Here is a 13,934-nt window from a genome sequence, read left to right on the forward strand (position 1 = left end):
GGTGGAGGTCGCGCTCTGTCGCGCCCCCCTCTGTCCTGCCGGACATCTCCCCCACTTGGGGGGAGATTGGCCGTCACGTCTGTTTTCGCCAATCGCCAACGTTGTAAAAAAAGTGCTGCCGGCAAAACTGCTGATCTCCCCCCGTGTGGGGGAGATGTCCGGCAGAACAGAGGGGGGCGCTGTCCCCCTGCCTATCGCAATCCGGGAGCAATGCTTGTCCGCCGTTGAGCCCACCGCATCATCGCCCCCGCTCCTTTCCGTCGAAGGCGTGACCAAGCATTTTTCCGGCGTCACCGCGCTCAGCGACGTTTCGCTCGAGGTGCGGCCCAGTGAGATCCTTGGCCTGCTCGGCGAGAACGGCGCCGGCAAGTCGACGCTGTTGAAAATCCTGTCCGGCGTGATGCCGCCGTCAAGCGGCCGCATCGTCTTCGACCGCGCCGACTACGCGCCGTCCAGTCCGCAGGATGCGAAGCGGCATGGGATCGTCACCATCTATCAGGAACTGAGCCTGATCCCGACGCTGACGGTTGCGGAAAACATTTTCATCGGCCGCGCGCCGCTCGGGCCGCTCGGGCTGGTCAGCTGGCGCAGGATGGAGGACGCCTCGCGCGCGATCATCGCCCGCGTCGGTCTCGACATCGATCCGGCGACGCCGGTGTCCTCGCTGTCGGTAGCCGAACAGCAGCTGGTCGAAATCGCCCGCGCTCTGTCGCTGGAAAGCCGCCTGATCATCATGGACGAGCCGACCTCGGCGCTAACCGAGACCGAGGTGCAGAAACTGATGTCGATCATGGACAGGCTGCGCAAGGACGGTGTCGCCATCATGTTCGTCACCCATCGGCTGGAAGAAGCGTCGGCGATCTGCGACCGGATGACGGTGTTGCGCGACGGCAGGCTGGCCGGTCATCTCGACCGTGACGGCCAGCCGATCCAGATCCCGAAGATCATCGAGAAGATGGTCGGCCGCGCCGCCTCCGAACTCTACGCGCGGCCGACGCAGCGCGACGTCGCCGGCGAGGTCCGGCTCTCGGTGCGAGGCTTGCGAACGGTGCGCGATCCGCTGGCGCCGCACGCCATCGTGCTCGAAGGCGTCGACCTCGATCTGAAGGCCGGCGAAATCCTCGGCGTTGCCGGTCTCGTCGGTTCCGGCCGCACCGAGCTTGCCCGCGCCATTTTCGGCGCCGACCGCATCGCGGCGGGTAACATCACGCTGGACGGCAAGCCGATCGCCCCGGCCTCCCCCGCAGACGCCATCAAACTCGGCATCGGGCTGGTGCCGGAAGACCGCAAGCACCAGGCGATCTTTGCAGCACTGGGCATTCTCAACAATTTCTCGATCGCCTCGCTCGGCCGCTACAGCAATGGCGCCGGCTTCATGGCCGAACGGCGCGAGCGCGAGGCGCTGGCCGGCTATCGCAAAGCACTGTCGATCCGCATGGCCTCGCCCGACCAGGCGATCGAGGGCCTGTCCGGCGGCAATCAGCAAAAGGTGATCCTGGCCCGCTGGCTGGCGCGCGACCCGAAAGTACTGATCGTCGACGAGCCGACGCGCGGCGTCGATGTCGGCGCCAAGGCCGAAGTGCACCAGATCCTGGTCCAGTTGGCTGCGCGCGGCATCGCCATCATGATGATCTCGTCGGAACTGCCGGAAGTGCTGGCGGTGTCGGATCGCATCGTCACCATGCGGCGCGGCCGTATCACCGGCGAAATGCCGGGCATCGAAGCGACCGAGGAAAAACTGATGGAACTGATGGCGCTCGACCGCAAGCAGGACGCAATCCAATGACCAGCACCACCGAACAGACCCAGCGCAGCGGCATCAACATCGCGCGGCTTCTGATGAGTTTTGGGCCGCTGATGTTCCTGGCGGTGTTGATCGTCATCTTCACCGTGCTGAAGCCGAGCTTCATCGATCCAATCAACCTGTTCAACATTTTGAGGCAGATCTCGATCACCGGGCTGATCGCGCTTGGCATGACCTTCGTCATCCTCACTGCCGGCATCGACCTGTCGGTCGGCTCGCTGCTCGCCTTCTGCGGCATGGTGGCGGCGGTGGTGGCCAAGGGCGGCACCGCCAACACGCTGTCGCTGTCGACCACGGGCACGCAAGGATATGGCTGGTTCGCCGCCTTGCTTGCCGCCGTCATCGTCGGGGCGCTGGCCGGCGGCGTCCAGGGCTTTGCCATCACCAGGCTGAAAGTGCCGCCCTTCGTCGTCACGCTGGGTGGTCTCACAGTGTTTCGCGGCCTGACGCTGACCATCTCCAATGGCGGACCGATCTCCGGTTTCGACGCCTCGATGCGCTGGTTCGGCACCGGGCTCATCGGACCGGTGCCGGTGCCCGCGATCATCTTCGCGGCGGCCGCCATCCTGTGCCACATCGTGCTGCGCTATACGCGCTATGGCCGTGCCGTCTATGCCGTCGGCGGCAATGCCGAGNGCCATCCTGTGCCACATCGTGCTGCGCTATACGCGCTATGGCCGTGCCGTCTATGCCGTCGGCGGCAATGCCGAGGCCGCACGCCTGTCGGGCCTGCGCGTCGACCGCATTCTGATCTCGGTCTATGTCATCGTCGGCTTCTTCGCCGGGCTGGCGGCCTTCGTTTTGTCAGCACGGCTCAACTCCTCCGAAGCCGTAGCCGGCATCGGCTACGAACTTACGGTGATTTCCGCCGTGGTCATCGGCGGTACCTCGCTATTCGGCGGCATCGGCTCGGTCGGCGGCACGGTGGTGGGCGCAGCGCTGATCGGCGTGCTGCAAAACGGGCTGCAGTTCAACAATGTCTCGTCCTACACACAAAGCATCGTCATCGGCCTGATCCTGATCCTGGCCGTGGCCTTCGATCGTTGGCTGAAGTCGCGGGTAAGGCGGTAAGGGATCGGCCATGGTTCAGATCAGGGCGATGACAGAGAACGATGTAGCGTCGGTATCGCGGCTGCTGGGAGAGTCTTGGCGGCGCACCTATTCGGCGATCCTCGGACCCGAGACCACTGCACGCCTCTCGGACGACAAGCATGCGCCCGAGCGGCTGGCCGAGGAACTTGGGGACGACAACAAGATGTCGTTCGTGGCCGAACGGCCGGACGGTTCGATCGCCGGCTACGCGATGGCGGCGATGGACGACCGTGGCGATGTCCTGCTCGACCGGCTGCACATCGACAAGACAGAGTTCGGCAGCGGGCTCGCCACCGACCTGCTGCACGCGGTGCTTGTCGCGCATGCCGGCATCCCCAGCATTGCGCTGGAAGTGATCGAGGGCAACGACCGGGCGATCGCCTTCTATCGCAAGCACGGTTTCGAAGTGGTCGAGCGCCACACGGCCGCGCACGGCGTTGGCGGCCACGCCTCGCTGATCATGCGCCGGCTGCTGTCGAGGGCGTAAGGGAAGGGAATAGGCCGTAGGGAATAGGGAATAAGGTGGCGCAGACCGATACCCTACGCCTACGGCCTACTGCGACGCCGCTTGCCGGCCGTCCTCGTCGTCCGGCATATCGAGAATTTCGATCAGCCGCGCCACCTTCGTTCCCGGCAAGGGGCGACCCTCGTTGACCAGCGCCTCGTCGGCACCGAGCCAAGCGAACGCCTCGCGCAGTTCTTCAAGGGTGGCGCCGGTCAGCGCGATGTCGGCTATGACCGCCTCGTCTACCGGCCCCAACACCGAAATGATGTCGTTGCGTGTCATGGTCACCTCCATGCTAAGTGCCGGCCGGTCGTCGAGATGACGCCGAGACCCGGCCATCCAGCCAACGGATTGCGAGAAAAAACCGCCGACAAAGCAGAATCTGGGTCTTCTTTTCGACTAAGCAAGGTGAACGCGCGCGCCTTTTGCCGTCAAGCAGCCGAGTGCGGATCGATGCTGTAGAGATGCACGGGATAGCCGGGACCGATGGCGTCGCGCACCCGGTCCGTCCAGGCGAGGAGCGCCGGATAACCCGACAGCGCAAAGCCACAGTCTTCGGCACGGTGGCCGTAGGCATAGACAGCAATGTCGGCGATGGTGAGCGTGTCGCCGACAAGGAAGGGCGTGTCGTTCAGGCTGCGCTCCAGCGCTGCCAGCGTGCGGGCGCCGGCTTCGCGCTTGGCCGGAACAATCGCCTGGTGGCGCTCCAGCCTTCCGGCCAGCGTCCAGAAGCGCAGGGAGCCGATGACCGGCTCGACATGGTACTGTTCGAAGAACAGCCATTGCATAATTTTGGCGCTGACATAGCGATCCGCCGGCAGCAAGGGCGTGCCTTCGGCGAGATAAATGAGGATCGCATTCGATTCGGCGATCGCACGGCCATCCTCGAGTTCGAGCACAGGAACGGCGCCGGCCGGGTTGAGCTTCAGGAAAGCGTCGGTGTGGCTCGCGCCCTCGAAAATCGACACCAGGCGGCTTTCATAGGGAATGTTGAGCAGGCCGAGCACGACCCTCGCCTTCCAACCGTTTTGCGACGGCAAATAATCATGAAGCGTGAGCATGGCTGTCCTTTCGCTGCGGTCGACGCCTGATTTGCACGGTGCCACGATACCAGCCACCCGAATCCTGCAATGTGTACGCGCGGAAACAGATAAACTATACGCATGAGAGCTTTATTGACTTCGCTGTATGTGCGATTTACCCGATAAACACTTGCGTCGGATAACTGCGCGGGCAAGCAATCAGTTTGCGTGTGAGAGGAATCGCAAGCATGAGCCTTTCGCGCCGAAGCGAGATCGCCGCCGAGGCCGTGGGGCCAACGATTGTCGCCGGCGAAATCCTGGTCGAGATCATGGCGACGGAACTGGGTTTCGGCTTCCTCGAGCCGCAATCGCTTGTCGGGCCATTCCCCAGCGGTGCGCCGGCGATCTTCATCGACCAGGTCGCCCGGCTGGGAGGCGGCGCCGGCATCATCGGCTGCGTCGGTCGCGACGATTTCGGCACGCTCAACCTGAACCGGCTGGAGCGCGACGGCGTCGACGTCTCCGCCGTCGATATCAGCGACCGCTTCCCGACGGGATGCGCCTTCGTGCGCTACCGGCCCGATGGTATCAGGGACTTCGTCTACAACATCGCCGAATCCGCCGCCGGGCAGATCCACCTGACCACTGCTGCGCGCCTGCTGGCGGACAGGGCCGGCCATCTGCATATCATGGGATCGACGCTGTCGGTGGCAGGGCTGAAGGAGATCGTCAGCTACGCAGTGCAGGCGGTTCGTGCCCGCGGCGGCTCGACCTCATTCGACCCGAATGTGCGCAAGGAGCTGATCGACGGCTCCGACGGCGCACTGTTTTCCGCCCTCATCGACGATGCCGACCTGCTGCTGCCGTCCGGCGACGAATTGCTCGCTACGGCGGGCGTCGATGACGAGCATCAGGCGGTGGCGGCGCTGTTTGCCAGGGGCGTCGGCGAGATCGTGCTGAAGCGCGGTGCTGACGGCTCTTCCTGGTTCGGCGCCGACGGCGCCAGGATCGACTGCGCCGGTTTTCAAGTCGAGGAAGTCGACCCGACGGGCGCCGGCGACTGCTTTGGCGCCACCTACCTGACTTGCCGCCGCCAGGGGATGGAGCCCGGCAAGGCGCTGCTTTATGCCAATGCCGCCGGCGCCCGCAACATCACCCGGCGCGGCCCGATGGAAGGCACCGCCGGCTTCGATGCGCTTGACCAATTCATCAAGGGAACAGCGAGACGGACATGAGCGCCAACCCGCTTGCAGGCCTCGCCAGCGCGCGCAAAAACGCCTCGCCCTACGGCATCACCTCGATCTGCTCCGCGCATCCGCTGGTGATCCAGACGGCGATCAGGCGCGCCGTTGCCGACAGGGAGAAAAACCTGCTGATTGAGGCAACCTGCAATCAGGTCAACCAGTTCGGCGGCTATACCGGAATGACCCCGGCGCTGTTCGTCGCCTTCGTGCTGGAGATCGCCTGCCGCGAGGGGCTGGAAGCCTCGCGCATCATCTTCGGCGGCGACCATCTGGGACCGAACCCGTGGCGCGCAGAGCCGGCGGCGCAGGCGATGGACAAGGCCGAGGCCATGGTCGGCGCCTATATCGCGGCCGGCTTCACCAAGATCCATCTCGACGCATCGATGGGCTGCGCCGGCGAGCCGGCGGCGCTTGACGACGAGACCATCGCCACCCGGGCGGCGCGGCTGGCAAAGGCGGCCGAAACGGGCGCGCACGCCGCAGGCAGCACCTTGCCGGTCTACATCATCGGCACCGAAGTCCCCGCCCCCGGCGGAGTCGACCATGCGATCAGCGAGTTGAAGCCGACTGAGGCGGCGGCGGCGCGGCGCACGATCGAGGTTCACCGGGAGATCTTTGCCCGCGAAGGCCTGTCCGAGGCCTTCGGCCGCGTCATCGCCGTGGTCGTGCAGCCGGGCGTGGAATTCGGCAGCCAGAACGTCGTCGCCTACGCGCCCGAGAAATCCAAGGGCCTGACCGGCTTGCTCGATGAGCAGCCGTCGCTCGTCTACGAGGCGCATTCGACCGACTACCAGAGCCGTGCGGCTTTGACCGCGCTGGTCGCAAACGGCTTTCCTATCCTCAAGGTCGGCCCCGGCCTGACCTTCGCCTTGCGCGAGGCGCTTTACGGGCTCGACCTGATCGCCTCCGAAATGGCCAGGGACTATGGCGACCGGTCGCTCGCCCGGACCATGGAAAGCGCGATGCTGGCAGCCCCCGGCCATTGGCACAGCCACTATCATGGCAATGAAGCAGAGCTCTATGTGCAGCGGCATTACAGCTACAGCGACCGCATCCGCTATTATTGGAGCAACCCCACCGCTGTCGCGGCCGTCGAGCGCCTGCGCAAGGCGCTGGACGACGTTGCCATTCCCGAAACGCTGATGCGGCAATTCCTGCCGGCGCTGCCGGCCGAACTCGGGCCGGCGGGCAATCCCGAGGCTATCCTTCTCGAAGCTGTCGATCAGGTGCTGGCCGACTATGACGCGGCCTGCCGTGGGACCTGAGTGCATTGCGCCGGGTTGATCTTTGCCTCAGCCCAGTGTCTCTGACGTTTCCATGAAACCAGCCATGTTCTTTCTCCTGTTCGCGGCCTCCCTGCTGGCGTCGCCGGCACGCGCCGACTGGAAGCCGGTCGAAAAGGTCGAGACCTACGCCATCGCAGGGCGGACCGGCCCGGAACTCTATGCCGCGATCGGCGAAGCCGGCCCCTTGCTCGGCAAGGGTCGGGTCATTGCGCACACCAATTTCAAGCTGACCTGGACCAGGGACTACAGGCCGAAAGGCGACGCCTGCGTGCTCAAATCGGCGCGCCCGAAACTGATCATCACCTACACCTTGCCGAAGCCGGCCGAACCGTTGCCGGCTTCCGTCCAGAAGAACTGGACGGTGTTCATCGCCGGGCTCGCCGCCCACGAGAGAGTGCATGGCGCAGCCATCGCCGAGATGGTGCGCAAGATCGAGGCGGTGAGCGTCGGCCTGACCGTTACTGATGACCCCGCCTGCAGCAAGATCAGAACCGAGCTGACGAGGCAACTCGCCCAGATCTCGCTGGCTCAGCGGCAGGCGAGCCGCGACTTCGACCGGGTCGAATTCGGCCCCGGCGGAAACCTGCAGAAGCTGGTGCTGGCTTTTGTGAATGGGGGGTAGTTTGCCGGCGAACCGGTCATTGCGCCGGGTGTTTCGAACGACAAGAAAACCGTCCGCATGGCCGCTTTACAGGCAGGCTTGGTAGCGCTACCGTCTGATCGTCGCGCGACCTGTTGGGGGAATGGGAGACGGTCGCGAGGCGGGAGAGGAGCGGTTTCCTTCGGGGCGTCGCAAGAAGCATTCGGGAGGAGATCGATGGCGTCTGTCGCGATCGGCGACGTTTACAAATCGTTCGGGACCGTCGAGGTCCTGCACGGCGTCAGTGTGGATATCGACGACGGCGAATTCGTCACGCTGGTCGGCCCGTCGGGTTGCGGAAAATCGACCCTTCTCAGGATGATCGCCGGCCTGGAAAAGATTTCTCGGGGCGAGATCGCGATCGGGGATCGGGTCGTTAACAACGTTGCGCCGAAAGAGCGCGACGTTGCCATGGTGTTCCAGAACTACGCGCTCTACCCGCACATGACGGTCGCGGAGAACATGGCGTTCTCGCTCATGCTCAAAGGTGTTTCGAAGGCCGATTGCGCTACCAGCATTCAGCGCGCCGCCGAAATCCTCGGGCTGGTGCCATTGCTGACGCGATATCCGCGCCAGCTTTCCGGCGGCCAGCGCCAGCGCGTCGCCATGGGCCGGGCGATCGTGCGCGATCCACAGGTTTTCCTGTTCGACGAACCGCTCTCCAATCTCGACGCCAAGCTCAGGGTGCAGATGCGCGCCGAGATCAAGGAACTGCACCAGCGGCTCAAGACGACCACAGTCTATGTCACCCACGACCAGATCGAGGCCATGACCATGGCGGACAAGATCGTCGTCATGCATGACGGCATCGTCGAACAGATCGGACCGCCGCTGGAGCTCTACGACAGGCCAAACAATCTCTTCGTCGCCAGTTTCATCGGCTCGCCCGCCATGAACCTGATCAAGGGCGAGATCGTCACCGACGGGTCTCCGTCCTTTCGCGGCGCCGGGGGAATTTCCGTGCCGCTGGCCGGCGCGCCGGCCGTTGGCAACGGTCATCCGGTGGTGCTGGGAATACGGCCCGAGCATTTGCGGCTATCGTCAGACCAAGGCATTCCAGTCACCGTCGCGGTGGTCGAGCCGACCGGGTCGGAAGTGCAGATCATCGGCCGCACCGCCGGCGGCGACGAGATCGTCGCCAATTTCCGCGAACGCCATGCCTTCACACCGGGCGAAACCATACGGCTCACTGCCGCGCCTGGCCTGATTCATCTCTTTGACGGCAAGACCGGAACACGATTTGAAACGCGTAACGGATGGTAAGGACCGCATAGCAAGGAAGATAAACCGGAGGAGACGACCATGAAATTCACGAGACGCGATGTAATCCGCACGACCGCAGGTGCCGCGGCGGGAGCTCTGGGAAGCCGGGTCGTCGGCTCGCCGGCTTTTGCCCAGGAGGGCTTGAAATACAAGCCCGAGGAAGGCGCAAAGCTGCGGCTGCTGCGCTGGTCGCCCTTCGTCAAGGGCGATGAGGATCAATGGCTGGCCAACACCAAGCGCTTCACCGAGGCGACAGGTGTCGAGGTTCGTGTCGACAAGGAAAGCTGGGAGGACATTCGCCCCAAGGCAGCGGTCGCCGCCAATGTCGGTTCCGGCCCGGACCTGATGTTCGTCTGGTTCGACGACCCGCATCAATATCCCGACAAGCTGCACGACGTGACCGAGCTCGGCGAGTATCTGGGCTCGAAATATGGCGGCTGGCACGACGGACCAAAGCAATATGCGACGCGGGACGGCAAGTTCGTCGGCCTGCCGCTGGCCACGATCGGCAATGCCATCGTCTATCGCGAAAGCTGGGTGAAGGAGGCCGGCTTCTCCGAATTTCCGAAGGATACGGCAGGCTTCCTCGAGCTTTGCAAGGCGTTGCAGGCGAAGGGACATCCGGCCGGCTTCACGCACGGCCACGGCGTCGGCGACGGCAACAATTACGCGCACTGGCTGCTGTGGAGCCATGGCGGCCAGATGGTCGACGAGAGCGGCAAGGTGGCGATCAACAGCCCCGAGACGCTAAAGGCGATCGGATACGCGCAGGAACTCTACAAGACCTTCATTCCCGGGACCGAAAGCTGGCTCGACGTCAATAACAACCGCGCCTTCCTGGCCGGCGAACTCGGCGTCATCGCCAACGGCATTTCCGCCTACAATACGGCCAAGATCAACAAGGACAACGATCCGAAGCTGGCTGAGATCGCCAAGGACATCCGCACCACCAACCTGCCGATCGGTCCCGTCGGGAAATCGGTCGAACTGTTCCAGGTGACCACCGCCGTCATCTTCAACTACACGCCCCACCCCAATGCGGCCAAGGCCTATCTGCAGTTCATGTTCGAGGATCCGCAGATGACCGACTGGATCACCTCCTCGGCGGGCTATTGCTGCCAGACGCTGAAGGCCTTCGACAACAATCCGGTGTGGACGGCCGACCCGAACAATGCCGCCTATGCCAAGGCCTCGGCGACGCTGCGCCCCAACGGCTATGCCGGGCCGCTCGGCTATGCCTCGGCGGCGACCATGGCCGACTATGTCCTGGTCGACATGTTTGCCAAGGCGGTGACCGGCCAGGCGACGCCGCAGGAGGCGATGGAGGAGGCGGAGAAGCGCGCCAACCGCTACTACCGCGTTTGATCACGGCACCGCCGGGCGCGTCTAGTGCGCTGCCCGGCCCGTCGCACAATCCCATGGCGGCCGTTGACGCCGTGACCTGATTCCCCGATGAGGAGCCCTCCATGGCCGTGCCGTCCGTTGCCGCCCAGCCGCGTCCGTCGATGCTTTCGCGGATCTCCGAAAGCCGCAACGCGCTGGGCTTCGGCTTCATGCTGCCGGCGGCGGCGCTGCTGCTGGTCTTCCTGACCTATCCGCTCGGGCTGGGCGTCTGGCTCGGTTTCACCGATGCCCGGATCGGCCGCCCCGGCATCTTCATCGGCGTCGAGAATTATCAGTACCTTTGGAATGACAACGTCTTCTGGCTCTCCGTCTTCAACACGCTGCTCTACACGGTCAGCGCCTCGATCCTGAAGTTCGTGCTCGGCCTGTGGCTGGCGCTCATCCTCAATGAAAACCTGCCGTTCAAATCGTTCTTCCGCGCGATAGTCCTGCTGCCCTGGGTGGTGCCCACTGTACTGTCAGCCATCGCCTTCTGGTGGATCTACGATTCGCAGTTCTCCATCCTGTCCTGGGCGCTGCAGCAAATGGGCCTGATCGACCACCGCATCAATTTCCTCGGCGATCCGGAGAATGCGCGCGCTTCGGTTATCGCCGCCAACGTCTGGCGCGGCATTCCTTTCGTCGCCATCACGCTGCTCGCCGGCCTGCAGACCATTCCGCAGTCGCTCTACGAGGCGGCCACGCTCGACGGCGCCAGTCGCTGGCAGTTGTTTCGTTATGTGACTCTGCCGCTGCTGACGCCGATCATCGCCATCACCATGACCTTCTCGGTGCTGTTCACTTTCACCGATTTCCAGCTGATCTACGTGCTGACCCGGGGCGGACCGGTGAATGCCACGCATCTGATGGCGACATTGTCTTTCCAGCGCGGCATTTCCGGCGGCCAGCTTGGCGAGGGCGCGGCCATCGCGGTGGCCATGATCCCGTTCCTGCTGGCGGCGATCCTGTTCAGCTATTTCGGCCTGCAACGCCGCAAATGGCAACAAGGCGGCGGAGACTGACATGGTCAAGACGGCCGCGACAAGGAAGGCGAAACGTGGGGATATCGACGAAGGCGGCATGGGCTACCTGCAGAGCCTGCCGCGCCGCGTGGTGACGGTCTATCTGCCGCTGCTGGTGTTCGTCTTCGTGCTGTTGTTTCCGTTTTACTGGATGACGATCACGGCGGTTAAGCCCAATCTCGAGATGACCGACTATGCGCAGTTCAATCCGTTCTGGGTGGTGCATCCGACATTGGAGCATATCCGCTATCTCCTGTTCGAGACCTCCTATCCGGGCTGGCTGCTCAACACGATCATCATCTCGACCGCCGCTACTTTCCTGTCGCTGCTGGCGTCTGTGTTCGCCGCCTATGCGATCGAGCGGCTGCGGTTTTCCGGGGCGCGGCAGGTCGGCCTCGGCATCTTCCTCGCCTATCTGGTGCCGCCCTCGATCCTGTTCATTCCGCTGTCGGTAATGGTGTTCAACCTCGGGCTCTACGACACGCCCTTCGCGCTCATCCTTACCTATCCAACCTTCCTGGTGCCGTTCTGCACGTGGCTGTTGATGGGTTACTTCCGCTCCATCCCGTTCGAACTGGAAGAATGCGCGCTGATAGACGGAGCGAGCCGGTGGCAGATCCTCACCAAAATCGTGCTGCCGCTCTCGGTGCCGGGCCTGATCTCCGCCGGCATATTCGCCTTCACCCTGTCATGGAACGAGTTCATCTACGCGCTGACATTCATCCAGTCCTCGGAAAACAAGACCGTGCCGGTGGGTGTGCTGACCGAGTTGGTGCGCTCCGACGTCTACGAATGGGGGGCGCTGATGGCGGGAGCGCTGATCGGCTCGCTGCCGGTGGTGGTGCTCTATTCGTTCTTCGTCGAGCACTATGTCTCGTCGATGACCGGCGCGGTGAAGGAGTGACGCGCCGGCTCACGCAAGGCGACCGGCGCGGTCAGATCGCGCCGATGATGCCGCCGTCGACGCGGATGTTCTGGCCGGTGATGTAGCCCGCACCTTCGGAAGCGAGGAAGGCGATGGTCGCGGCGATCTCCTCCGACGTGCCGTAGCGCTGCATCGGCACGCTGTCGCGGCGCTCCTCGGTGGCCGGCAGGCTGTCGATCCAGCCGGGCAGCACATTGTTCATGCGCACATTGTCGGCGGCGTAGGTGTTGGCGAAGATCTTGGTGTAGGCGGCAAGACCGGCGCGGAACACGGCGGATGTCGGGAACATCGGGCTCGGCTCCACCACCCAGGCGGTCGAGATGTTGATGATGGCGCCGGCCCTCTGCTTGACCATCTGCGGCGCCACGATGCGCACCGGCCGGATGACGTTCATCAGATAGACGTCGAGACCGGTGTGCCACTGCTCGTCGGTGATTTCGAGGATCGGCGCGCGTGGCCCGTGGCCGCCGCTGTTGACCAGCACGTCGATGCGGCCGTAGCGCTCGAGCGTCAGGTCGGCGAGCCGCTGCAGATCGTCATTCGACTGGTTGGAGCCGGTGACGCCGAGGCCACCAAGCTCTTTCGCCAAGGCCTCGCCCTTACCTGAGGACGACAGGATCGCGACCTTGAACCCGTCCGCCGCCAGCCGCTTGGCCGCCGCCGCACCCATGCCGCTGCCACCGGCGACGACCACTGCCACTTTTTCTACATTCATCTCGATTTTCCTTCGCACGGGTTGGCGGGACTCTGAAGCCCATGTTTCCGACCTTCGAGCAATGCTATAAACGGTTTTGCCATCTGGTTCGAACCAGAAAGCCTGAAATCAAGCTGTAGAAAAACTCCTGCATGCCCGAAGCCTTCCTGAGCCTGCCGCCGTTGAATGCGCTGCGTGCCTTCGAAGCCGCCGCGCGTCATCTCAACTTCCGCATCGCCGCGCAGGAGCTGAACGTGACGCAAGGGGCGGTGGCGCAGCATATACGCGGGTTGGAGGCCGATCTCGGCGCAAAGCTGTTCGACCGGCTGCCGCGCGGCCTGGCGCTGACCGATGAGGGACGTGCCTATGCGCCGAACATTCGCCGCGCCTTCGAGCTGATCTCCAAGGCAACGCTGCTGTTGCGGCCCGAGCCGGCGCGGCTGACGATCAGCGTCACGCCGAGCTTTGCCACCAAATGGCTGATCCCCAAACTGCCGGAGTTCGTCGCCCACAACCCGCTCGTCGATTTGCGCATCCTGGCCAGCCAAAGCCTGTCGAGTTTTCAGGCCGACGGCGTCGACATTGCGGTCAGGCAAGGCCGCCCGCCCTTCGGCGCCGGCCTGATGGTCGACCTGTTGTTCCCACAGCAGATCGTCGCCATCTGCAGCCCTGCCCTGCTGCCTACCGAGTCGAACGAGATCGCGACGGCCGATATCCAGCATCATGTCCTGTTGCACGACGCGCACAATCTGTGGCCGGAATTCATGGAGAGAGCGCTCGGGCTGAAGATGGCCACCGAGGCCAAACGCATGCGCTTCAACCAGACAGGCCTCGCGATCGACGCCGCCATTGCCGGCCAGGGCATCGCGCTGGCCAGCCGGTTTCTCGTCGCTGCCGACATTGCCGCCGGCCGGCTGGTGCAGCCGATCAACGCAGAGATGCGTGGGACGCACGATTTCTATGTCGTGATGCCGCGCAAGCAACGGCACCCAGAACCGACGCAAGCCGTGCGGCAATGGCTGCTCGATGAGGGCGACGCGGCGGGGCTGTGATG

Annotated in this window: 13 protein-coding genes and 1 pseudogene; 11 read left to right on the forward strand and 3 right to left on the reverse strand. The window is 64.0% G+C overall.

Translation table 11 applies throughout. The features are described 5' to 3' along the window. The first annotated feature begins 214 nt into the window (after positions 1 to 214). From X750_RS147810 to X750_RS147805, 3 genes and pseudogenes are all read left to right on the forward strand, one after another. A complete protein-coding gene (locus tag X750_RS147810) occupies positions 215 to 1,786 on the forward strand; it encodes a sugar ABC transporter ATP-binding protein (protein WP_023708718.1) in 1,572 nt (523 codons plus the stop codon). Beyond that, positions 1,783 to 2,875: pseudogene (locus X750_RS01000000163115) on the forward strand (ABC transporter permease). The gene X750_RS147810 and the pseudogene X750_RS01000000163115 overlap by 4 nt, the downstream one beginning before the upstream one ends. A 10-nt stretch (positions 2,876 to 2,885) precedes the next feature. Then, positions 2,886 to 3,383: an N-acetyltransferase gene (locus X750_RS147805; RefSeq protein ID WP_023705110.1), complete on the forward strand. Its 498-nt coding sequence runs from the start codon at positions 2,886 to 2,888 to the stop codon at positions 3,381 to 3,383. 66 nt (positions 3,384 to 3,449) lie between these two features. Here X750_RS147805 and X750_RS147800 read toward each other — a convergent pair whose 3' ends face one another. Both X750_RS147800 and X750_RS147795 read right to left on the reverse strand, forming a co-directional pair. Next, on the reverse strand, positions 3,450 to 3,683 hold the full coding sequence (locus tag X750_RS147800; protein ID WP_081731260.1) for a hypothetical protein: 234 nt from the start codon (positions 3,681 to 3,683) through the stop codon (positions 3,450 to 3,452). Between the two features lie 149 nt (positions 3,684 to 3,832). Beyond that, a complete protein-coding gene (locus tag X750_RS147795) occupies positions 3,833 to 4,462 on the reverse strand; it encodes a glutathione S-transferase family protein (protein WP_023709493.1) in 630 nt (209 codons plus the stop codon). A gap of 209 nt (positions 4,463 to 4,671) precedes the next feature. Between X750_RS147795 and X750_RS147790 the strand changes: the two genes are divergently transcribed. The 7 genes from X750_RS147790 to X750_RS147760 all read left to right on the forward strand — a co-directional run bounded on the left by X750_RS147790 (position 4,672) and on the right by X750_RS147760 (position 12,165). After that, a complete protein-coding gene (locus X750_RS147790) occupies positions 4,672 to 5,658 on the forward strand; it encodes a sugar kinase (protein WP_023708714.1) in 987 nt (328 codons plus the stop codon). After that, positions 5,655 to 6,932: a D-tagatose-bisphosphate aldolase, class II, non-catalytic subunit gene (locus X750_RS147785; protein ID WP_023705114.1), complete on the forward strand. Its 1,278-nt coding sequence runs from the start codon at positions 5,655 to 5,657 to the stop codon at positions 6,930 to 6,932. The genes X750_RS147790 and X750_RS147785 overlap by 4 nt, the downstream gene beginning before the upstream one ends. 64 nt (positions 6,933 to 6,996) lie before the next feature. Further along, entirely contained in the window at positions 6,997 to 7,575 is a 579-nt protein-coding gene (locus tag X750_RS147780; protein ID WP_023709492.1) for a DUF922 domain-containing protein, read from the forward strand. Between the two features lie 195 nt (positions 7,576 to 7,770). After that, complete coding sequence (gene ugpC / locus X750_RS147775) at positions 7,771 to 8,856, forward strand: sn-glycerol-3-phosphate ABC transporter ATP-binding protein UgpC (protein WP_023705116.1); 1,086 nt, start codon at positions 7,771 to 7,773, stop codon at positions 8,854 to 8,856. Positions 8,857 to 8,895: 39 nt separating this feature from the next. Further along, complete coding sequence (locus X750_RS147770) at positions 8,896 to 10,221, forward strand: ABC transporter substrate-binding protein (protein WP_023747818.1); 1,326 nt, start codon at positions 8,896 to 8,898, stop codon at positions 10,219 to 10,221. Positions 10,222 to 10,322: 101 nt separating this feature from the next. Then, positions 10,323 to 11,261: a sugar ABC transporter permease gene (locus X750_RS147765; protein ID WP_023673470.1), complete on the forward strand. Its 939-nt coding sequence runs from the start codon at positions 10,323 to 10,325 to the stop codon at positions 11,259 to 11,261. A gap of 1 nt (position 11,262) precedes the next feature. Continuing rightward, positions 11,263 to 12,165 carry a carbohydrate ABC transporter permease gene (locus tag X750_RS147760; RefSeq protein WP_023673469.1) on the forward strand — a complete coding sequence of 301 codons (903 nt, stop codon included), beginning with the start codon at positions 11,263 to 11,265 and terminating at the stop codon, positions 12,163 to 12,165. Positions 12,166 to 12,196: 31 nt separating this feature from the next. Here the strand turns inward: X750_RS147760 and X750_RS147755 are convergent, their stop codons facing one another. Continuing rightward, on the reverse strand, positions 12,197 to 12,901 hold the full coding sequence (locus X750_RS147755; protein ID WP_023705118.1) for an SDR family oxidoreductase: 705 nt from the start codon (positions 12,899 to 12,901) through the stop codon (positions 12,197 to 12,199). Positions 12,902 to 13,032: 131 nt separating this feature from the next. Between X750_RS147755 and gcvA the strand changes: the two genes are divergently transcribed. Then, the gene (gene gcvA, locus X750_RS147750) at positions 13,033 to 13,932 is read left to right on the forward strand and encodes a transcriptional regulator GcvA (protein WP_023747819.1); all 900 of its coding nucleotides are present in this window, start codon (positions 13,033 to 13,035) and stop codon (positions 13,930 to 13,932) included. Positions 13,933 to 13,934: the final 2 nt, after the last annotated feature.

Source organism: Mesorhizobium sp. LNJC391B00 (assembly GCF_000502535.1).
Taxonomy (GTDB): domain Bacteria; phylum Pseudomonadota; class Alphaproteobacteria; order Rhizobiales; family Rhizobiaceae; genus Mesorhizobium.